Origin of the sequence: Streptococcus sp. 27098_8_76 (genome assembly GCF_041432315.1) — a bacterium.
Classification (GTDB): domain Bacteria; phylum Bacillota; class Bacilli; order Lactobacillales; family Streptococcaceae; genus Streptococcus.
Genome location: NZ_JAPVZI010000001.1, coordinates 113,453 through 134,719 on the forward strand (window position 1 = coordinate 113,453; position 21,267 = coordinate 134,719).

Annotated in this window: 23 protein-coding genes and 1 pseudogene; 18 read left to right on the forward strand and 6 right to left on the reverse strand. The window is 40.2% G+C overall.

What is annotated here, in order from left to right; translation table 11 throughout:
- Positions 1-54 precede the first annotated feature (54 nt).
- The 5 genes from obgE (at position 55) to O3636_RS00595 (ending at position 4,076) form a co-directional block, all read left to right on the forward strand.
- A complete protein-coding gene (obgE, locus tag O3636_RS00575) occupies positions 55-1,365 on the forward strand; it encodes a GTPase ObgE (RefSeq protein ID WP_261012497.1) in 1,311 nt (436 codons plus the stop codon).
- A gap of 9 nt (positions 1,366-1,374) precedes the next feature.
- Positions 1,375-1,530 carry a hypothetical protein gene (locus tag O3636_RS00580; protein WP_000502582.1) on the forward strand — a complete coding sequence of 52 codons (156 nt, stop codon included), beginning with the start codon at positions 1,375-1,377 and terminating at the stop codon, positions 1,528-1,530.
- A gap of 416 nt (positions 1,531-1,946) precedes the next feature.
- Positions 1,947-2,588, forward strand: a complete 642-nt coding sequence (locus O3636_RS00585) for an amino acid ABC transporter permease (protein ID WP_261012494.1) — start codon at positions 1,947-1,949, stop codon at positions 2,586-2,588.
- A gap of 9 nt (positions 2,589-2,597) precedes the next feature.
- A complete protein-coding gene (locus tag O3636_RS00590; RefSeq protein WP_261012493.1) occupies positions 2,598-3,227 on the forward strand; it encodes an amino acid ABC transporter ATP-binding protein in 630 nt (209 codons plus the stop codon).
- A 9-nt stretch (positions 3,228-3,236) separates the two neighbouring features.
- Positions 3,237-4,076 (forward strand): amino acid ABC transporter substrate-binding protein, encoded by an 840-nt coding sequence (locus tag O3636_RS00595; protein ID WP_261012492.1) that lies wholly within the window; start codon positions 3,237-3,239, stop codon positions 4,074-4,076.
- Positions 4,077-4,137: 61 nt separating this feature from the next.
- On the opposite strand, the gene lysS is transcribed toward O3636_RS00595, so the two are convergent.
- The 5 genes from lysS to O3636_RS00620 form a co-directional block, all read right to left on the reverse strand.
- Entirely contained in the window at positions 4,138-5,628 is a 1,491-nt protein-coding gene (lysS, locus tag O3636_RS00600; protein WP_049539184.1) for a lysine--tRNA ligase, read from the reverse strand.
- A gap of 137 nt (positions 5,629-5,765) precedes the next feature.
- Positions 5,766-6,383: a histidine phosphatase family protein gene (locus O3636_RS00605; RefSeq protein WP_371641367.1), complete on the reverse strand. Its 618-nt coding sequence runs from the start codon at positions 6,381-6,383 to the stop codon at positions 5,766-5,768.
- Positions 6,383-6,865, reverse strand: a complete 483-nt coding sequence (locus tag O3636_RS00610) for an aminoacyl-tRNA deacylase (RefSeq protein WP_371641368.1) — start codon at positions 6,863-6,865, stop codon at positions 6,383-6,385. Before O3636_RS00610 ends, O3636_RS00605 begins: the two co-directional genes overlap by 1 nt.
- Positions 6,865-7,707 carry a DUF368 domain-containing protein gene (locus tag O3636_RS00615; protein WP_261024570.1) on the reverse strand — a complete coding sequence of 281 codons (843 nt, stop codon included), beginning with the start codon at positions 7,705-7,707 and terminating at the stop codon, positions 6,865-6,867. Before O3636_RS00615 ends, O3636_RS00610 begins: the two co-directional genes overlap by 1 nt.
- A 94-nt stretch (positions 7,708-7,801) precedes the next feature.
- Complete coding sequence (locus O3636_RS00620) at positions 7,802-8,602, reverse strand: GH25 family lysozyme (protein WP_125422840.1); 801 nt, start codon at positions 8,600-8,602, stop codon at positions 7,802-7,804.
- Positions 8,603-8,757: 155 nt separating this feature from the next.
- On the opposite strand from O3636_RS00620, the gene glmU reads away from it, so the two are divergent.
- From glmU to O3636_RS00660, 8 genes and pseudogenes are all read left to right on the forward strand, one after another.
- Positions 8,758-10,137 (forward strand): bifunctional UDP-N-acetylglucosamine diphosphorylase/glucosamine-1-phosphate N-acetyltransferase GlmU, encoded by a 1,380-nt coding sequence (glmU, locus tag O3636_RS00625; protein ID WP_224218213.1) that lies wholly within the window; start codon positions 8,758-8,760, stop codon positions 10,135-10,137.
- Positions 10,138-10,146: 9 nt separating this feature from the next.
- A complete protein-coding gene (locus tag O3636_RS00630; RefSeq protein WP_219966573.1) occupies positions 10,147-10,692 on the forward strand; it encodes an NUDIX hydrolase in 546 nt (181 codons plus the stop codon).
- Positions 10,693-10,703: 11 nt separating this feature from the next.
- Positions 10,704-11,015 (forward strand): cell wall synthase accessory phosphoprotein MacP, encoded by a 312-nt coding sequence (gene macP, locus O3636_RS00635; protein WP_371641369.1) that lies wholly within the window; start codon positions 10,704-10,706, stop codon positions 11,013-11,015.
- Between the two features lie 16 nt (positions 11,016-11,031).
- Positions 11,032-11,724: a 5'-methylthioadenosine/adenosylhomocysteine nucleosidase gene (locus O3636_RS00640; protein WP_078352019.1), complete on the forward strand. Its 693-nt coding sequence runs from the start codon at positions 11,032-11,034 to the stop codon at positions 11,722-11,724.
- Between the two features lie 76 nt (positions 11,725-11,800).
- Entirely contained in the window at positions 11,801-12,292 is a 492-nt protein-coding gene (gene rocS, locus O3636_RS00645; protein ID WP_000021242.1) for a chromosome segregation protein RocS, read from the forward strand.
- 112 nt (positions 12,293-12,404) lie between these two features.
- Positions 12,405-12,995 carry a 3'-5' exonuclease gene (locus O3636_RS00650; RefSeq protein ID WP_261039544.1) on the forward strand — a complete coding sequence of 197 codons (591 nt, stop codon included), beginning with the start codon at positions 12,405-12,407 and terminating at the stop codon, positions 12,993-12,995.
- 8 nt (positions 12,996-13,003) lie between these two features.
- Positions 13,004-14,767, forward strand: coding sequence for a glycerophosphodiester phosphodiesterase (locus O3636_RS00655; protein ID WP_261023910.1), 1,764 nt, complete (start codon positions 13,004-13,006; stop codon positions 14,765-14,767).
- Positions 14,768-15,124: 357 nt separating this feature from the next.
- Positions 15,125-15,377 (forward strand): annotated as a pseudogene (locus O3636_RS00660) (IS5/IS1182 family transposase); the annotation flags it as partial.
- 20 nt (positions 15,378-15,397) lie between these two features.
- On the opposite strand, the gene O3636_RS00665 reads toward O3636_RS00660, so the two are convergent.
- Entirely contained in the window at positions 15,398-15,829 is a 432-nt protein-coding gene (locus O3636_RS00665) for a DUF6556 family protein (protein WP_371641370.1), read from the reverse strand.
- A gap of 138 nt (positions 15,830-15,967) precedes the next feature.
- Between O3636_RS00665 and O3636_RS00670 the strand changes: the two genes are divergently transcribed.
- The 5 genes from O3636_RS00670 (at position 15,968) to O3636_RS00690 (ending at position 21,237) form a co-directional block, all read left to right on the forward strand.
- The gene (locus O3636_RS00670) at positions 15,968-17,110 is read left to right on the forward strand and encodes a cysteine desulfurase family protein (protein WP_371641371.1); all 1,143 of its coding nucleotides are present in this window, start codon (positions 15,968-15,970) and stop codon (positions 17,108-17,110) included.
- Between the two features lie 8 nt (positions 17,111-17,118).
- Entirely contained in the window at positions 17,119-18,333 is a 1,215-nt protein-coding gene (gene thiI / locus O3636_RS00675) for a tRNA uracil 4-sulfurtransferase ThiI (RefSeq protein WP_172931140.1), read from the forward strand.
- 136 nt (positions 18,334-18,469) lie between these two features.
- Positions 18,470-19,294 (forward strand): alpha/beta hydrolase, encoded by an 825-nt coding sequence (locus O3636_RS00680; RefSeq protein WP_219966580.1) that lies wholly within the window; start codon positions 18,470-18,472, stop codon positions 19,292-19,294.
- A 23-nt stretch (positions 19,295-19,317) separates the two neighbouring features.
- Positions 19,318-20,058, forward strand: a complete 741-nt coding sequence (locus O3636_RS00685; RefSeq protein ID WP_000546753.1) for an esterase family protein — start codon at positions 19,318-19,320, stop codon at positions 20,056-20,058.
- A gap of 12 nt (positions 20,059-20,070) precedes the next feature.
- On the forward strand, positions 20,071-21,237 hold the full coding sequence (locus O3636_RS00690; RefSeq protein ID WP_153193317.1) for an acetyl-CoA carboxylase biotin carboxylase subunit family protein: 1,167 nt from the start codon (positions 20,071-20,073) through the stop codon (positions 21,235-21,237).
- Positions 21,238-21,267: the final 30 nt, after the last annotated feature.

Below are 21,267 nucleotides of genomic sequence, written 5' to 3' on the forward strand. Positions count from 1 at the left end.
AAGAAAATTTAGTGACTGGGATTTCCCAGCCCTTTTTTAAAGTGAGAAGAAATAATGAGTATGTTTTTAGATACAGCTAAGATTAAGGTCAAGGCTGGTAATGGTGGTGATGGCATGGTTGCCTTTCGCCGTGAAAAATATGTCCCTAATGGCGGTCCTTGGGGCGGTGATGGTGGTCGTGGAGGTAATGTCGTCTTCGTTGTAGATGAAGGTCTACGTACCCTCATGGATTTCCGCTATAATCGCCATTTCAAGGCTGATTCTGGTGAGAAAGGAATGACCAAAGGGATGCATGGTCGTGGAGCTGAGGATCTTAGAGTTCGAGTGCCACAAGGTACGACTGTGCGTGATGCTGAGACAGGCAAGGTCTTGACAGATTTGATTGAACACGGTCAAGAATTTATTGTAGCCCACGGTGGTCGTGGTGGTCGTGGAAATATCCGCTTTGCGACACCAAAAAATCCTGCACCGGAAATCTCTGAAAATGGAGAACCAGGTCAGGAGCGTGAATTACAATTAGAACTAAAAATTTTGGCAGATGTCGGTTTGGTTGGTTTCCCATCGGTTGGGAAATCAACTCTGCTCAGTGTTATTACCTCAGCTAAACCTAAAATTGGAGCCTACCACTTTACGACAATTGTGCCAAATTTAGGTATGGTTCGCACCCAATCAGGTGAATCCTTTGCAGTAGCCGACTTGCCAGGTTTGATTGAAGGGGCTAGTCAAGGTGTTGGTTTGGGAACCCAGTTCCTCCGTCACATCGAGCGTACACGTGTCATCCTTCACATCATTGATATGTCAGCTAGCGAAGGACGTGATCCTTATGAGGATTATCTAGCCATCAATAAAGAGCTGGAGTCATACAATCTTCGTCTCATGGAGCGTCCACAGATTATCGTAGCCAACAAAATGGACATGCCTGAGAGTCAAGAAAATCTTAAAGAATTTAAGAAAAAATTGGCTGAAAACTACGATGAATTTGAAGAGTTACCAGCTATCTTCCCAATTTCTGGTTTGACTAAGCAAGGTCTGGCAACGCTATTGGATGCTACAGCTGAATTGCTAGATAAGACACCAGAATTCTTGCTCTATGACGAGTCAGATATGGAAGAAGAAGTTTACTACGGCTTTGACGAGGAAGAGAAAGCCTTTGAAATTAGCCGTGATGACGATGCGACATGGGTACTTTCTGGTGAAAAACTGATGAAACTCTTTAATATGACCAACTTTGATCGTGACGAATCAGTCATGAAATTTGCCCGTCAATTACGTGGTATGGGGGTTGATGAAGCCCTTCGTGCGCGTGGAGCTAAAGATGGTGACTTGGTCCGCATTGGTAAATTTGAGTTTGAATTTGTAGACTAGGAGACTGGTATGGGAGATAAACCGATATCTTTCCGTGATGCGGATGGCAATTTTGTTTCCGCCGCAGACGTTTGGAATGAAAAGAAATTGGAAGAACTATTTAATCGTCTCAATCCAAATCGTGCCCTGAGATTAGCACGAACTAAAAAAGAAAATCCATCTTAAATACGTAAGATAAAACTCTAATTATCAGTTAAATTAACTGTAACAAATAGAAGCTAAAATCGAGAAAGGGCAAAATTTGTCCTTTTTTTACTTATAAATTATAGTGTATTGGAATAGAATATGAACAAATCGACTAGGGAATTCAAATCTTACTCAATGAAAATCAAAGAGCAAACTAGGAAGATAGTCGCAGCCTGCTCAAAACACTGTTTTGAGGTGGCAGATGGAAGCTGACGTGGTTTGAAGAGATTTTCGAAGAGTATCAAATGTCTAACAAGGCTTTATAATTCGTGTTGTCCTATTCTAGCTTCAAGACACTGTATTTTTTCTATTAAAAAGAATTTTTTTACAAAAATGGTTGGTTATTTAGTTTATTTATGCTATAATAGGAGCAATTATTTTTAGGAGGTGTCAGTATGTCTTATTTGTTTGAGATATTACCGAGTTTATTGAGCGGTGCAAGCATGACTTTACAGGTTTTTGTGCTGGTCTTGATTTTTTCTATTCCCTTGGGCGTTTTGATTTCCTTTGCCTTGCAAGTCCATTGGAAGCTCCTCCATCATCTGATTAACATTTATATCTGGATCATGCGAGGCACACCCTTGCTCTTGCAGTTGATCTTTATCTATTATGTGCTCCCAAGTATTGGGATCCGTTTGGACCGTCTTCCTGCGGCTATCATTGCCTTTGTTCTCAATTATGCGGCTTACTTTGCTGAAATTTTCCGTGGAGGGATTGATACTATTCCTAAAGGTCAATATGAGGCTGCTAAGGTCTTGAAGTTTACTCCCTTTGACACAGTTCGCTATATTATTTTGCCTCAGGTGACCAAGATTGTTCTTCCTAGCGTATTTAATGAAGTTATGAGTCTAGTCAAGGATACTTCTTTGGTCTATGCTCTAGGCATTTCAGACCTTATCTTGGCTAGTCGAACAGCTGCCAACCGTGATGCTAGTCTGGTTCCAATGTTCTTGGCAGGTGCTATTTACTTGATTTTGATTGGGATTGTGACCATTCTTGCCAAAAAAGTTGAGAAGAAGTACAGTTATTATAGATAGGAGGCTACCATGTTAGAATTACGAAATATCAATAAGGGATTTGGTGAAAAGCAAATTTTATCCAATTTCAGTCTAAAAATTCCTGAAAAGCAAATCCTGGCTATCGTTGGGCCTTCTGGTGGAGGTAAGACAACTCTCTTACGTATGCTTGCGGGTCTTGAAACCATTGATTCAGGGCAAATCTTTTATAATGGAGAATCTTTAGAACTGGATGAATTGGAGAAGCGAAATTTACTGGGATTTGTCTTCCAAGATTTTCAACTTTTCCCTCATTTATCAGTTCTAGACAATTTGACCTTATCTCCTGTGAAAACCATGGGAATGAAGCAGGATGAGGCTGAGCAGAAGGCGCGAGGTCTTTTGGAACAGTTAGGACTGGCTGGTCATGCAGATTCCTATCCTTTCTCACTATCTGGTGGGCAAAAGCAACGGGTGGCCTTGGCGCGTGCTATGATGATTGACCCAGAAATAATTGGTTACGATGAACCAACTTCTGCTCTGGATCCAGAATTGCGCTTGGAAGTGGAAAAACTGATCTTGCAAAATAGGGAACTTGGTATGACGCAGATTGTCGTTACCCACGATTTACAATTCGCTGAAAATATCGCAGATCAGATTCTCAAGGTTGAGCCCAAGTAGGAGGTGCCAATGACTAATAAGAAAATTACTTTAGTGTTGGTTTCGCTCCTGACTCTCTTTTTAACGGCTTGTACTCAGAAGGCTAGTGATCCAAAGCAAGATAACTGGAATAAGTATCAAGAGCAGGGCAGTATAACCATTGGTTTTGACAATACCTTTGTACCCATGGGATTTGAAGAAAAGAATGGACAGTATACAGGCTTTGATATTGATTTGGCACAAGCTGTCTCTGAAAAATTAGGTTTTAAAGTTCAATTTCAGCCAATTGACTGGGATATGAAGGAGACAGAACTGCAAAATGGAACCATAGACGCCATTTGGAATGGCTATTCTGCCACTGATGAACGCCGAGAGAAAGTTGCCTTTAGCATTCCTTATATGGAAAATCAGCAAGTTCTGGTGACGAAAAAAAGCCAGCAGATCCATTCAGTAGAGGATATGAAGGATAAGACCTTGGGAGCCCAAGCCGGTTCCTCTGGTTATTTAGACTTTGAATCCCAGCCAGATTTACTGAAAAATCGTGTAAAAGACCAGAAGGCTAATCAGTACCAGAGTTTCAATGAAGCCTTGATTGATTTGAAGAATGATCGGATTGATGCTTTGTTGATTGACCGAGTATATGCAAATTACTATCTTCAGTCTGAGGGGATATTAAATGACTACAATGTCTTTTCGGCTGGATTTGAAAGTGAATCCTTTGCAGTCGGAGTTAGACCAGCTGACAAAAGATTACTACAAGCTTTAAACCAAGCCTTTATTGAACTATACCAAGAAGGAAAGTTCCAAGAGATTAGCCATAAATGGTTTGGGGAAGATGTAGCAACCAAAGAAGTGAAAAGTAGAGATTGAGTTTTTACTCAGTCTTTTTTTGCATCAAAAAATCCTCTGGCAACTACCAGAGGATAAGAGCTTATTTCATTGTTGGGAAGAGCAATACATCACGGATAGTAGTTGTATCAGTGAGAAGCATGCAGAGACGGTCGATACCGATTCCCAAACCACCTGTTGGTGGCATACCGTATTCAAGAGCTTCAATGTAGTCATAGTCGATTCCTGTCGCTTCATCGTCACCAAGTTCTTTTGCTTTTGCTTGGGCTTCAAAGCGACTAAGCTGGTCGATTGGATCGTTGAGCTCAGTAAAGGCATTACCGTACTCCTTAGTCATGATGAAGAGCTCGAAACGGTCAGTAAAGCGTTCGTCTTCAGGATTCTTCTTAGCCAGTGGAGATACAGCTACTGGATGGCCATAGACAAAGGTTGGTTGGATCAAGGTTTCTTCAACAAACTCTTCAAAGAAGGCATTGATAATGTGACCAACCTCAGTGTAGTGTTTCTCAACTGGAACTTTCTTCTCAGCAGCGATAGCTTTAGCTTCTTCCAAAGTCATATCTTGCCAGAAATCGACACCAGTAATTTCTTTAATAGCATCCACCATGTGAACACGTTTAAATGGTTCGTTAATCTTGATTTCAGTACCTTGATAGTTGACTGGACCATCGCCTTTGACAGCTTTAGCAGCATGTTGGATAATGCCTTCAGTCAAGTCCATGATGTCTTGGAAGTCAGCATAAGCTTGGTAAACTTCGATAGAAGTGAACTCAGGGTTGTGAGTAGCATCCATTCCTTCATTACGGAAGATACGGCCAATTTCATAGACACGCTCCATACCACCAACGATAAGGCGTTTCAAGTGAAGCTCAGTCGCGATACGAAGCACCATGTCAATGTTTTGGGCATTGTGGTGGGTGATAAATGGACGGGCAGCCGCACCACCAGCTTCGTTATGAAGAACAGGTGTTTCCACTTCAAGGAAACCTTTTTGGTCAAGGTAACGACGAATTTCAGAGATGATTTTTGAACGAGTGACAAAGCGTTCAAAGCTTTCACGGTTAGAAATCAAGTCAAGGTAACGTTTACGGTAAATTGTTTCAACGTCTGTCAAACCGTGGAACTTCTCTGGAAGTGGACGAAGGGCCTTAGACAAGTGTGTAATGTGAGTCGCCTTGATAGATAGTTCACCCATATCTGTACGCATTACTTCACCTTCGACACCAAGGAAGTCACCAAGGTCTGCTTTTTTGAAGATTTCGTAGTTTTCTTCACCGACAGCATCCTTGCGAACGTAGATTTGGATTTGACCTTCGCGGTCTTGAAGGTGGGCAAAACCTACTTTACCTTTACCACGTTTGGTTACCAAGCGTCCTGCGATAGTAGCTGTTTCGTTTTTATCGTGTAATTGTTCTTTATCGAGGTCGGCAAATTTATCTTTTAATTCTTGTGAATTTGCAGTGCGTTCAAAGCGTTTTCCGAAAGGATCAATTCCTTGTTCACGGAGCGCAGCCATTTTTTCACGGCGAACGATCTGCTGGTCATTTAGTTCTTCCATATGTTCTGTTGACATGGGATCCTCCTAGTTTTACTCAAAATTGAATACGATGAGTCATTTTTTGCGATACTCCCATTTTATCATAAATAAGCAAGAAATTCACGGATAATCTTTCAAAATTAAAAAGAACTTGACGCTAAAATCAAGTTCTGTTATTGATAGGAAGTATCATTCCAAGTATTGAGAGTAAATGTTTCAAAATCAACGGTTTCTAGAATGGTCAGGCTGGCATTTGCTAGACCGCCATCTTTACGAAGAAGAGGCTCTTTATAACCTAGAAGAGTACGAAGACTGGCAGTAAGATTGGCGCCGTGACCGACAATTAGAATACGCTCAGCTGGACTATCTTTTAATGATTTGATAAATTGGATAGTTCGTTGTGTTGTGCTATAGAGGGATTCGGCTCCAAACATTTGAGTGTCAAATTGAGCAAGATTAGATCGGAAAGCTTTGATTTGTTGTGGGTAAATAGCTTCCAAGGTTGCGATTTTCAAACCTTCTAATTTCCCCAGCTGCCATTCACGGAGATTAGGAACACTTTCTAAAGGACAGAGCGTCTTGAGTTGACTTTGGATAATCTCGGCAGATTTGACCGCTCGAGGTAAATCACTTGAATAAATCTGATCAAAAGGAATATCCTTGAGATATTGGCCAAGTTGTTTTAGGGTTTCAATGGATTCAGGAAGAAGGGGAGAATCTCCACTAGCACCTTGAAAGCGTCCTTCTTGGTTCCAGACTGTACGACCGTGGCGGACAAAGTAGAGTTTCATTATTTGATGTCCTCCAAGATATCTACAAAGTCAGCCTTTACAAAGCTAGCCAAGTCTTGGGGAGCGACGATAATACTGTGACCAACTTCCCCAGCAGAGACAATCATTTGATCCAAGTCTAGAGCAATTTTATCGATAAAAATGGGATAATTGTGTTTCTGACGAATTCCAACAGGATTATTGGCTCCATGAATGTAACCAGTTGTTTTTTCCAAGTCCTTTTGTGGAATCATGCTCACTTTTTTATTGCCAGAAATTTTGGCTAGTTTCTTTTCCGACAAGTGTTGAGTGATAGGGACAATTCCGATAATCGGTCCTGTCTTGTCTCCTAAAAGAGCCAAGGTTTTGAAAATCTGATTTCGTTCATAACCTTGAGGAAGCTCTCCTTCCAGGGCATTGATTTGAATCCCCTGATGTGGGATACCTGCTTTAGACAGAATTTGTTCTACCAATGTTTTTTTGATTTTAACTTTTTTTGCCATTATTTATACTTATCCTCCAATTGGCTCATCCAAATACCAAGCCAGATTCCAAGTGCAAAGAAGAAGGCGATGATGACATACCCAACAAGAGAAATACCAGTGTATTGGATACTTTCAGCGTTTCCTGCATTTGGAATTAAGATCAAAAGTGTACTTGAAAGGACGATACCGATGATGAAATGATAGACGCGTGAGTGGTAGTTGTTTAGGGCATAATCCATCAATTTTGAAAAAATGATGAGAGTTGCACCTGCCCCAATTCCAATCGGGAAGAAGGTTCCCAAGAGGTCAAAGGTTTTAAAACCTGTCAGCATAGGAGCATAGAGACCCAAAATCAAAAGTAGATTTGATGGACTAAGGCCAGGAACTAATACACCAAGAGCCAGCAGTGCACCAGCTAGGACGAAATTAAGAAAGCTGGCACTTAAGGTTCCAACAACAAAATTTAAGGCATAGAGTCCTAATCCAGAAATGATAAAGGTGGTCCAGAACCAAGCTAAATCAATCTTGTCTCGGTCAGATTCTCGAGTTGATTCCTTGAGGAGGCTAGGAACTGTACCAATGATGGCGCCCGCAAAGCTCCATAAGACAAAGACCTGATAATTTTCAAGCAGGTATTCAATCGGGTAGGAAAATAAGCCGATCCCCAGAAGCATGCCGATGGCAACTGGTATAAAATACAAAACATTTTCTTTAAAGTCCTTAAAGGGATGGGCCAGAAATCCAATCATCCGTTCATAAATTCCTAGGATTGCTGCTAGAACCCCTCCGGAAATCCCTGGTAGAATAAATCCAAGAGCAATGACAATCCCTTTAATAATACGTGCTAACCATGAAAACATATTTTTCCTCCAACTATTTCTATTTCAAAAAATCCTTACTATATTGTAACACAATCAAACACAAAAAGAAAAAGCAAATGATAAACAAATGCTTTTAAGGTTTTAAAAAGAGTTTTCTAAAGGTTTCTTCTTTATTTTTTAGGGAAGAGATAACGTTGATATCCAAATCGTGGTCAAAGCCAGCAATTTTTCCTTTAGAAGTGTACTGGTGAATATCGTAATCTAAATCAGTCTTAGGAGTTGCCTCGTAAAATCCTGAGTCAGAACCATAAGAAGGAATCCAAACAGACGTAAACTTGTCAGTATCAATACTGTGTTCTTCCATGAAGTAAACCCCAACATAGATTCCGATATTCTTAGCACCTAGTGATTCTAGCTTTGCCCGAAAGGCTTCAACCCCTTCGTTCATATTGGACATGGTTTTGTCTTCTACATCTAGCCAATAGTAGCTAGGGCTGTATGGAGATGAAGCGTTATAAAAAACTTCAGCGGCCTTTTCCATTTCTTGGACACTTTTTCCAGCTACAAAGGCATAGACACCAACTGGGACATTTCGTTTTTGAAACTCGGTAATATGAGTTTTAAAGGCCTTATCTACCCCATTAACAAAGGAAGCATCGTTTTCTTTTGAAGATTGAGCGCCACTATGGACTCGAACGATAGCTCCAGAAATGTTTTGAGACAGAGTATCGTAATTAATTTCCTCAGGACGCTGCCAACCAGAAACATCAATCACCGGTTTATCTATATTATGTAGTGCTTGTGTCTCTACTTGGGCGATATTGGATTTTGTTTTTACGGGATGGTCTTCAAAACGAGGGCGATTCAGGATTAAAATGAAAATTATAATCCCAAAAAAACCAAATAAAATAAGCGGATTAATTTTCTTTCTCATATCTCATAATTTTACCTTAAAAATGAAAAAAAATCAAAAAAAATACTCAAAAAATGGGTTAAGAAAAGGACTTTGGAGCATTTTTTCATTCAAGGGAGCGGAATGATTTGAAATATGGTATAATAAAAGGGAATTTCTAGAGAAAAGAGAAGATTATGTCAAATTATGCCATTATTTTAGCAGCGGGTAAAGGGACTCGCATGAAATCTGATTTGCCAAAAGTTTTGCACAAAGTTGCGGGTATTTCTATGTTGGAACATGTTTTCCGTAGTGTGGGAGCTATCCAACCTGAAAAGACAGTAACAGTTGTAGGACACAAGGCGGAATTGGTTGAGCAGGTCTTGGCTGGACAGACAGAATTTGTGACTCAATCTGAACAGTTAGGAACTGGCCATGCAGTTATGATGACAGAGCCAATTTTGGAAGGTTTGTCAGGGCACACCTTGGTCATTGCAGGAGATACTCCTTTAATCACAGGTGAAAGCTTGAAAAACTTGATTGATTTCCACATCAATCATAAGAATGTGGCCACTATCTTGACTGCTGAAACAGATAATCCTTTTGGCTATGGACGTATTGTGCGTAATGACAATGCTGAGGTTCTTCGCATTGTTGAGCAGAAGGATGCTACAGATTTTGAAAAGCAAATCAAGGAAATCAACACTGGAACATATGTTTTTGACAACGAGCGTTTGTTTGAGGCTTTGAAAAATATCAATACCAATAACGCTCAAGGAGAATACTATATTACAGATGTTATTGGTATTTTCCGTGAAGCTGGTGAAAAAGTTGGCGCTTATACTTTGAAAGATTTTGATGAAAGTCTTGGGGTAAATGACCGTGTGGCACTTGCGACAGCTGAGTCAGTGATGCGTCGCCGCATCAATCATCAGCACATGGTCAATGGTGTTAGCTTTGTCAACCCAGAAGCAACTTATATTGATATTGATGTTGAGATTGCTTCTGAAGTTCAAATCGAAGCCAATGTTACCTTGAAAGGGCAAACGCAAATTGGTGCTGAGACTGTTTTGACAAATGGTACATATGTAGTGGACAGCACTATTGGAGCAGGAGCTGTCATTACCAATTCTATGATTGAGGAAAGCAGTGTTGCAGACGGCGTAACTGTCGGTCCTTATGCCCACATTCGTCCAGGTTCAAGTCTGGGTGCCCAAGTCCATATTGGTAACTTTGTTGAGGTTAAAGGTTCTTCTATCGGTGAGAATACTAAGGCTGGTCATTTGACTTATATTGGAAACTGTGAAGTGGGTAGCAAGGTTAATTTTGGTGCTGGAACTATTACAGTCAACTATGATGGCAAAAACAAATACAAGACAGTCATCGGTAACAATGTCTTTGTTGGTTCAAATTCAACCATTATTGCGCCAGTAGAACTTGGTGACAATTCCCTCGTTGGTGCTGGATCAACTATCACTAAAGATGTTCCAGCGGATGCTATTGCTATTGGTCGCGGTCGTCAGGTCAACAAAGACGAATATGCAACACGCCTTCCTCATCATCCTAATAATCAGTAGGAGCCTATCATGGAATTTGAAGAAAAAACGCTTAGCCGAAAAGAAATCTATCAAGGACCAATTTTTAAACTGGTTCAAGATCAGGTTAAATTACCAGAAGGTAAGGGAACTGCACAGCGGGATTTGATTTTCCACAATGGAGCTGTCTGTGTTTTAGCTGTAACGGATGAGCAAAAACTCATCTTGGTCAAGCAGTACCGTAAAGCCATTGAGGCAGTCTCTTACGAAATTCCAGCCGGAAAATTGGAGGTAGGAGAAAACACAGACCCTGTCGCAGCAGCACTTCGTGAATTAGAGGAAGAAACAGCCTACACAGGGAAATTAGAACTTTTGTATGACTTTTATTCAGCCATTGGCTTTTGTAATGAAAAGTTAAAATTATACCTAGCGAGTGACTTGACAAAGGTTGAAAATCCGCGCCCTCAGGATGAAGATGAAACCTTGGAAGTCCTTGAAGTGAGCCTAGAAGAAGCTAAGGAATTGATCCAATCAGGTCATATTTGTGATGCCAAGACAATTATGGCTGTTCAATACTGGGAATTGCACAAAAAATAGAGGAGGTCAGTATGAGTAAACCTTTATTAACGGATGAAATGATTGAAAGAGCTAATAGAGGCGAAAAAATTTCAGGTCCCCCTTTGCTAGATGATGAGGAGACTAAGGTTTTACCAACCTCTTCTTCCCGTTTTGGTTATGCCAATCCTAAGGGACATAGCTTTAGCCAAGAAACCTTGAAGATTCAGGTCGAACCGTCTATTCATAAAAGCCGTCGCATTGAAAATACCAAGAGAAATGTCTTCAATTCTAAACTGAATAAAATCTTATTTGCAGTCATCTTTCTCTTAATTTTGCTTGTCTTAGCAATGAAACTTTTGTAATAGAAAAGGAATTGAAATGAAAATAGGAATTATTGCGGCTATGCCAGAAGAACTGGCGTATCTGGTCCAGCATTTAGACAATGCCCAGGAGCAAGTTGTTTTAGGCAATACCTATCACACAGGAACTATTGCCTCTCATGAAGTCGTTCTTGTAGAAAGTGGAATTGGTAAGGTCATGTCTGCTATGAGTGTAGCGATTTTGGCTGATCATTTCCAAGTGGATGCTCTAATTAACACGGGATCAGCTGGGGCAGTAGCAGAGGGTATTGCTGTTGGGGATGTTGTGATTGCTGACAAATTAGCCTATCATGATGTGGATGTCACAGCTTTTGGTTATGCTTATGGACAAATGGCGCAACAACCACTTTATTTCGAATCGGATAAAACCTTTGTTGCTAAAATTCAAGAGAGTCTATCTCAATTGGACCAGAACTGGCATCTTGGTTTGATTGCTACAGGAGATAGTTTTGTTGCAGGAAATGACAAGATAGAAGCGATTAAGTCCCATTTTCCAGAAGTTTTAGCAGTTGAGATGGAAGGAGCAGCTATTGCTCAGGCAGCGCATGCTCTTGATCTTCCAGTCTTAGTCATCCGAGCTATGAGTGATAATGCCAACCATGAAGCAAACATCTCTTTTGATGAGTTTATTATCGAAGCTGGACGTCGCTCTGCCCAAGTCTTATTAGCCTTTTTGAAGGCTTTAGATTAAGCGGAAATTTGACAGTTTTTCTAGCTTATGATAAGATTTAAGTAAAGAAAAGCTAGAAAACGTTTCAGAGGATATTATGAGTATTGAAATGACCGTCAGTGAGATTGCAGAGGTCTTAGGATTATCTCGCCAAGCAATCAATAACCGTGTCAAAGAATTACCAGAAGAAGACACAGATAAAAATGACAAAGGGGTAACAGTCGTTACCAGAAGTGGCTTGATTAAGCTAGAAGAAATCTATAAAAAAACGATTTTTGAAGATGAGCCTGTCAGTGAAGATGTCAAGCAACGTGAATTGATGGAGATTCTGGTTGATGAGAAGAATGCAGAAATTCTCCGTCTTTATGAACAATTAAAAGCCAAGGATCGTCAGTTATCAGAAAAAGACGAGCAGATGCGCATCAAAGACCGTCAGATTGCTGAGAAAGACAAACAACTTGATCAGCAGCAACAATTGACTCTTCAAGCAATGAAGGATCAAGAAAATCTTAAGCTAGAGCTGGACCAAGCAAAAGAAGAAGTCCAATCCACTAAGAAAGGCTTTTTTGCTCGTTTATTTGGAGGATAATCAAGGAGCTGTTTAGGTTAAATGCTAACCTGATGGCTTCTTTTATTTCTAATCTAAATAGTATAGTTGCTCAAGTAAAATAAGAAGAGAGACAGTATAGGAGAGGTAGAAAATGGAACAATTAGAAGATTACATTGCTTTTGACTTAGAATTTAATCAGCATGAAGGACAAACACACTTGATTCAAGTATCGGCAGTGCGTTTTAGAGATGGTCGGGAAATCGACGCCTATGATTCCTATGTCCATACTAGTGTGCCTCTAAAGAGTTTTATCAATGGATTGACGGGAATTACAGCTGAGACCTTAAAAGATGCTCCCCCAGTGGAGGAAGTTATAAAGGAATTCCAAGAGTTTGTGGGTTCTTTGCCGATGATAGGCTACAATGCTGTTAAAAGTGATTTACCTATTTTAGTGGAGCATGGTTTAGATTACAGCCAACAGTACAAGGTTGATCTGTATGATGAAGCTTTTGAACGCCGTAGTTCGGATTTACATGGTATTGCCAATCTCAAATTGCAAACTGTTGCCTCATTTCTTGGATTTCAAGGTCAGTCTCATAATAGTCTAGAGGATGCTCGGATGACGGCGCGTGTTTACGAGTCCTTCCTAGAGTCGGATCAAGCTAGAGAATTGTTAGAGACAGAAAGTAGCCTATCAAACAATCCTTTTGGCGGCTTGGACTTGTCTCAATTATTTGACTAGGAGTGCCTATGAGACCTGAAAAACCTAAAAATCTAGGTTTTAGGAAAATCTACTTTAATCTAGATAAAATTCTCTTTCTCTTTTTCTTGATATTCCTGATGATTGAGTTTGTCTGGTTACCACTTAATTCTTGGATTGCTGGACTGTTACTCCGTCAGACAGGTTATCTCTTTCTTTCCTACAACAATATTTTTGCAATTATAAAGGGTTCTCCCTTTGTTAGTCTTGCTTTATTTGTTCTGGTAATTGTTAATTTACTGGTAGCCTATTACCAGATAGGGCTCCTCTTTATCGGAGCTCGACACCTCCTCTATCACGAAAGGAGGACCTTGCTGGAGTACAGTCGAAAGGTCTTTCGCCAAAGTTTCTTATTTATGAGACAAGTGACGATTTCCAAAATGGCCTTTATTTTCTTTTATGTCATGATGCTCTTTCCATTGATTCGAAAGATTTTAAAGATTTATTACCTCAATAAAATTGTCATTCCGGAATTCATAGTAACCTATGTAGAAGATAAGTACTGGTTGGTCGGTTTGGTAATCACTGTTCTAGCCTTGTTGCTGTTCTACATTTCAATACGTTTGATGTTTGCCCTACCCCAGCTTTTATTTGAGAAAAAAACAGTCAAAGAAGCAGTCAAATACAGTCTAGAGAAGACAAGAAAGCACTCCTGGTTTTATATCTGGAACTTACTTTGGATTGTTGTCAAAACCTACCTATTTTTCATTCTTTTATTGATTCCAATCTTGGCAAGTCAGACACTGATGGATGGTTTGACCCATAGGGAATCTCTTGTGCTGGGAATTATCAACTTTGTCTTGATTAAGAATTTCCACTATATGGCCTTGACTTACTTTCTCATTAAGTTTGTTTCCTTTTTGACAGGGGAGGAACTAGAAATCACACCAAGGAGAAAGAAAGACCACTGGATGAGATGGGGAGTGATGGGATGTGCTTGTATATTTTTCGCTCTTGAGGGTTATGTTTATTTAGAAGCTCCAGTTTCACATAAACCTTTAATTATCTCTCATCGCGGTGTTTCAGATAAAAATGGTGTTCAAAATACCGTCCAATCTTTAGAAAAGACGGCTCAGTTATCTCCAGATTTCGTTGAGACAGATGTTCAGGAAACAAAAGATGGCCAGTTTGTCATGATGCATGATGCTAATATCAAGAATCTGACAGGAGTTAATGCCAATCCTCAGGATCTAACTTTGGATGAATTAACCAAACTTGATATTTCTGAAAATGGCTATCATACCAAGGTATCTAGTTTTGATGCTTATCTAAACAAAGCTAATGAATTGCATCAGAAACTTCTTATTGAGATTAAAACCAGTCGAAAAGATAGTCCAGATATGATGAAACGCTTTATGGAAAAATATGGAACAGTTCTTAAGCAGAATGGTCACCAAATGCAATCCTTGGACTATCATGTGATTGACCAGGTTTTAGCCTACGATTCTCAAATTCCAGTTTATTTCATTCTACCTTACAATAGTATCTTTCCAAGAACCAAGGCGACAGGTTACACCATGGAGTATTCAACTTTAGATGAAAATTTTGTCAACAAGCTTTGGAATACCGATCAGAAATTGTACGTGTGGACAATTAATAGTTCAGAGTCCTTTGATAAATCTGTTCATTTGGGAGCTGATGGCATGATAACAGATGACTTGGAAATGATTCAAGAGCAAGTTACCATTGCCCAAGAAGACCCAGAGTATACTGAATTGCTTTTCAAACAGGCTATGGAATTCTTTAATTTTTAGTAAGCAAAAAGAGGTTGAGCAAAAAATCACCTCTAAAATATCAAAAAAACGAGCGATGTATCAGTTGAATATGCTCGTTTTATTATGCCATGGTTTATAATTGATACCCAATGAAAATCAAAGAGCAAACTAGGAAGCTAGCCGCAGGTTGCTCAAAGTACAACTTTGAGGTTGCAGATAAAACTGACGAAGTCAGTAACATACGTACGGTAAGGTGATGCTGACGTGGTTTGAAGAGATTTTCGAAGAGTATAAAATAAGAATAAAACAGGAAGTAATGCCTATGAAGTGGTTGAACTAGGTTATTTATGTCAGATGTAAAAGGGTTACTAACTTCTGCGTGAAGAAGGCTTTTGAATTTATGTCAAACAGAAAATGGATGTTTTCCCTTTTGGGGCAGATGAGAGAGTATTTTTGGCATGTGCAGAGTTTATGTTAGAAATAAATAAACTGTCATAACATCGCTAGGATTCATCTTTATGAGTATGAATCTCACAAAATTGGTCAAGAATCTAGCATCTAAAACATCAATTATACAAAAACACAGTCTCTCTTTAGCTTGATTGTGGTCAAGACAGAAGTTACTGCGCAGTTTTATTTTTTGAGTTGATTTTTTCTTAGATCATGTGCTTACTGAGGATTGCTTTTATTTTCTGAAGTTGGAGTATTGGACTGTTTTTCATTTTCATTAGTCGATTTACTTGGAGTAGGAGTAGAAGAATCCTGAGTTGCTGTTTTCTGATCTTCTTTTTTCTCTTCCTTGACGCTAGCTTTTGGCGTTTCCTCTTGCTGTGTTTTTTCTTGACTAGTATTATTTTCCTTATTAGGACTAGTGTTTTCCTTAGGGGATTCTTTTTGAATTTCTTTGACAATAGTTGTCGTCTGGCTTGTCGTAGGTTCTTTTTTAGTATTTTTGTTATTATCCAAGGCGTTCATGATAGTGATACTTGCGGTAATCAAGCCAAGGATACTAGCGATTGTAGCAACGGTTTTTTGAAAGACTGTAAAGCCTTTTTTGATGTGTTCTGTTTTTGGTTTTGAAGTTCTACGATAATTAGACATACATTCTCTCCTTTAATTAAAATTTATTATACCGCATTTCTTTAAAAAAATCTTAAAAAAAGAGGAATTGCCCTTTCTTGTCGCAAGCTCCGTTTCATGATACAATAGAAGGAGTGATTTTAGAAAGCGTGAGAAAACATGATTTACTTTGATAATTCGGCGACGACTAAGCCCTATCCTGAAGCACTTGAAACTTATATGCAGGTCGCTTCAAAAATTTTAGGAAATCCATCTAGTCTCCATCGTTTGGGAGACCAGGCAACACGAATTTTAGATGCTTCCCGTCAACAGATTGCAGATTTAATCGGTAAGAAAAGTGATGAAATCTTCTTTACATCTGGTGGGACAGAAGGAGATAACTGGGTCATCAAGGGTGTGGCCTTTGAAAAAGCCCAGTTTGGCAAGCACATCATCGTATCAGCCATTGAACATCCAGCAGTCAAGGAATCAGCTCTTTGGTTGACATCTCAAGGTTTTGAAGTGGATTTTGCTCCAGTTAATGAGAAAGGATTTGTGGATGTTGAGGCGCTAGCAGATTTGATACGACCAGATACGACCCTCGTTTCCATCATGGCAGTTAACAATGAAATCGGTTCTATCCAGCCCATTGAGGCTATTTCAAAACTATTGGCAGACAAACCGACTATTTCCTTCCACGTTGATGCGGTTCAGGCACTTGCCAAGATTCCGACTGAAAAGTATCTGACAGAACGAGTGGATTTCGCGACTTTTTCTAGTCACAAGTTCCACGGAGTTCGTGGTGTTGGTTTTATCTATATCAAGTCTGGTAAGAAAATTACGCCACTGTTGACTGGTGGTGGTCAGGAGCGTGATTACCGTTCGACAACTGAAAATGTAGCAGGGATTGCAGCAACAGCTAAGGCCCTCCGTTTGTCTATGGAAAAGCTAGATTTCTTTACAAGCAAGACTGGGCAGATGAAGGCAGTGATTCGTCAAGCACTTCTGGACTATCCAGATATTTTTGTCTTTTCAGATGAGGAAGATTTTGCCCCTCATATCCTAACTTTTGGAATTAAGGGTGTTCGTGGTGAGGTCATTGTTCACGCCTTTGAAGACTATGATATTTTCATCTCAACGACCTCAGCTTGTTCATCTAAGGCAGGAAAACCAGCCGGAACCCTGATTGCCATGGGAGTGGACAAGAATAAAGCTCAGTCAGCTGTGCGTCTTAGTCTAGACCTTGAAAATGATATGAGTCAGGTCGAGCAGTTTTTGACCAAGTTAAAATTGATTTACAATCAAACTAGAAAAGTAAGATAGGAGCATTCATGCAGTATTCAGAAATTATGATTCGCTACGGTGAGCTGTCAACCAAGGGCAAAAACCGTATGCGTTTCATCAATAAACTTCGCAATAATATTTCAGACGTTTTGTCTATCTATCCCCAAGTTAAGGTAACCGCAGATCGTGATCGTGCCCATGCATACCTCAATGGCGCGGATTACACAGCAGTAGCAGAATCGCTCAAACAAGTTTTTGGAATTCAAAACTTTTCCCCTGTTTATAAGGTTGAAAAATCTGTAGAAGTTCTGAAGTCTTCTGTGCAAGAGATTATGCAGGACATCTACAAGGAAGGCATGACCTTTAAAATTTCTAGCAAGCGTAGCGACCACAACTTTGAGTTGGATAGTCGTGAACTCAATCAAACACTTGGAGGAGCTGTTTTTGAAGCAATTCCAAATGTGCAAGCTCAGATGAAAAATCCTGATATCAATCTTCAGGTGGAGATTCGTGATGAAGCTGCTTATATTTCTTATGAAACTATTCGTGGGGCCGGTGGTTTGCCAGTTGGAACTTCAGGTAAAGGTATGCTTATGTTGTCGGGAGGGATTGACTCACCTGTAGCAGGTTATCTTGCTTTGAAACGTGGAGTGGATATTGAGGCTGTTCATTTTGCCAGCCCACCTTACACCAGTCCTGGTGCTCTTAAAAAAGCACAGGATTTGACTCGTAAATTGACCAAGTTTGGGGGCAATATCCAGTTTATCGAAGTGCCTTTTACAGAGATTCAAGAGGAAATCAAGGCTAAAGCGCCAGAAGCTTACTTGATGACTCTAACTCGTCGTTTTATGATGCGTATTACTGACCGTATTCGTGAGGTACGAAATGGTTTAGTTATCATCAATGGGGAAAGCCTAGGTCAAGTAGCCAGTCAAACTCTTGAAAGTATGCAGGCTATTAACGCTGTGACCAACACTCCCATCATTCGTCCTGTGGTTACTATGGACAAGTTAGAAATCATTGACATCGCCCAGGAAATCGATACCTTTGACATTTCAATCCAACCGTTTGAAGACTGTTGTACCATTTTTGCGCCAGATCGTCCAAAGACTAATCCTAAGATTAAGAATGCAGAGCAGTATGAAGCACGTATGGATGTTGAAGGTTTAGTTGAGCGAGCTGTGGCTGGAATCATGATTACTGAGATTACACCGCAGGCTGAAAAAGATGAAGTGGATGACTTGATTGATAATTTGCTCTAATCAGAAAATCCAGAAGAATATAGAAAAATAGATGAAAAAGTTAGTTTTTAATTCCAAAAACGGAAGCAAAACTAACTTTTTTTCTATAATTGTGATATAATGAAATAAAATTTTGAATATAGAGAGTTTTCTGACAATGAATCAATCCTACTTTTATTTAAAAATGAAAGAACACAAACTCAAGGTTCCTTATACAGGTAAGGAGCGCCGTGTGCGTGTTCTTCTACCTAAAGATTATGAGAAAGACACGAATCGTTCCTATCCTGTTGTATACTTTCATGACGGGCAAAATGTTTTTTATAGTAAGGAGTCTTTCATTGGTCATTCATGGAAGATTATCCCAGCTATTAAGCGTAATCCTGATATCAGTCGCATGATTGTCGTAGCCATTGACAATGATGGAATGGGGCGGATGAATGAGTATGCAGCTTGGAAGTTCCAAGAATCTCCAATCCCAGGGCAGCAGTTTGGCGGTAAGGGTGTGGAGTATGCCGAGTTTGTCATGGAGGTGGTCAAGCCTTTTATTGATGAAACTTATCGTACAAAAGCAGACCGCCAGCATACAGCCATGATTGGTTCCTCACTAGGAGGCAATATTACCCAGTTTATCGGTTTGGAATACCAAGACCAAATTGGTTGCTTGGGCGTCTTTTCATCTGCCAACTGGCTCCACCAAGAAGCCTTTAACCGCTATATCGAGCGTCAGCAACTATCGCCTGACCAGCGTATCTTTATCTATGTTGGAACAGAAGAAGCAGATGATACAGACAAGACCTTGATGGCTGGCAATATCAAACAAGCCTATATCGACTCGTCTCTTCAGTATTACCATGATTTGATTGCAGGGGGAGTACACTTGGACAATCTTGTTTTGAAAGTTCAGTCTGGTGCCATCCATAGTGAAATCCCTTGGTCGGAGAATTTACCAGACTGTCTGAGATTTTTTGCAGAAAACTGGTAAGGTAAAGTAAGAAAGGAGAAAATATGCATATTGAACATCTTAGCCACTGGAGTGGCCATCTTAACCGTGAAATGTACCTTAACCGTTATGGTCATGCTGGGATTCCAGTTGTGGTCTTTGCTTCATCAGGTGGTAGTCACAATGAATACTATGATTTTGGCATGATTGATGCTTGTGCTTCCTTTATTGAGGAAGGCCGTGTCCAATTCTTTACCCTATCTAGTGTGGATAGTGAGAGTTGGTTGGCCACTTGGAAAAACGGTCACGACCAAGCGGAGATGCACCGTGCCTACGAACGCTACGTGATTGAGGAGGCCATTCCTTTTATCAAGCATAAGACAGGTTGGTTTGATGGCATGATGACGACAGGTTGCTCGATGGGCGCCTACCATGCACTCAATTTCTTCCTTCAGCATCCAGATGTATTTACCAAAGTGATTGCTCTCAGTGGTGTTTACGACGCACGTTTCTTTGTCGGCGATTACTATAACGACGATGCTATTTACCAAAACTCGCCAGTTGATTATATCTGGAACCAAAACGACGGCTGGTTTATTGACCGTTACCGTCAGGCAGAGATTGTGCTGTGTACAGGACTTGGAGCTTGGGAACAAGACGGTCTGCCATCCTTCTACAAGCTTAAAGAAGCCTTTGACCAGAAACAAATTCCAGCCTGGTTTGCTGAATGGGGACACGATGTCGCCCACGACTGGGAATGGTGGCGCAAACAAATGCCTTATTTCCTCGGCAATCTCTATTTATAAAAGGAGTTACCTATGAATTACCTTGTTATTTCTCCCTACTATCCACAAAACTTTCAACAGTTTACCATTGAACTAGCTAATAAAGGAATCAACGTCTTGGGAATTGGTCAGGAACCTTACGAGCAATTGGATGAACCTTTACGCAATAGCCTGACCGAGTATTTCCGTGTGGACAATCTTGAAAATATAGATGAAGTCAAGAGAGCAGTTGCTTTTCTCTTTTATAAACATGGCCCGATTGACCGCATCGAGTCTCATAATGAATACTGGCTTGAGTTGGATGCAACACTCAGAGAACAATTCAATGTTTTTGGTGCCAAACCAGAGGATCTCAAAAAGACGAAATTTAAGTCTGAAATGAAGAAGCTTTTCAAAAAAGCAGGTGTCCCTGTGGTCCCTGGAGCTGTTATCAAGACGGAAGCAGATGTTGATCAAGCAGTGAACGAAATCGGCCTTCCAATGATTGCCAAACCTGACAATGGAGTGGGAGCAGCCGCGACCTTTAAGCTTGAGACAGAGGACGATATCAATCACTTCAAGGCTGAGTGGGATCATTCAACTGTTTATTTCTTTGAGAAATTTGTCACCTCTAGCGAAATTTGCACCTTTGATGGTCTAGTGGACAAGGAAGGAAAGATTGTCTTTTCAACAACCTTTGACTACGCCTATACACCGCTTGATCTCATGATTTACAAGATGGACAATTCTTATTACGTTCTCAAGGATATGGATCCTAAATTACGTAAATATGGTGAGGCAATTGTCAAGGAATTTGGTATGAAAGAACGGTTCTTCCATATTGAGTTCTTCCGTGAGGGGGATGATTATATTGCCATTGAGTACAATAACCGTCCTGCAGGTGGGTTTACCATTGATGTTTATAACTTTGCCCATTCCTTGGACCTCTATCGTGGCTATGCAGCCATTGTCGCAGGAGAAGAGTTCCCAGCGTCAGAATTTGAACCTCAGTATTGTTTGGCTACTTCTCGCCGTGCAAATGCTCACTATGTTTATTCAGAAGAGGATTTGATTGACAAATATAGCCAGCAGTTCAAGGTTAAAAAAATCATGCCAGCGGCCTTTGCGGAACTTCAAGGAGATTACCTGTATATGTTGACAACTCCGAGTCGACAAGAAATGGATCAGATGATTAAGGACTTTGGTCAGCGTCAGGCTTGAGAGACTATCGGATTAAGGAAATTCACTCCC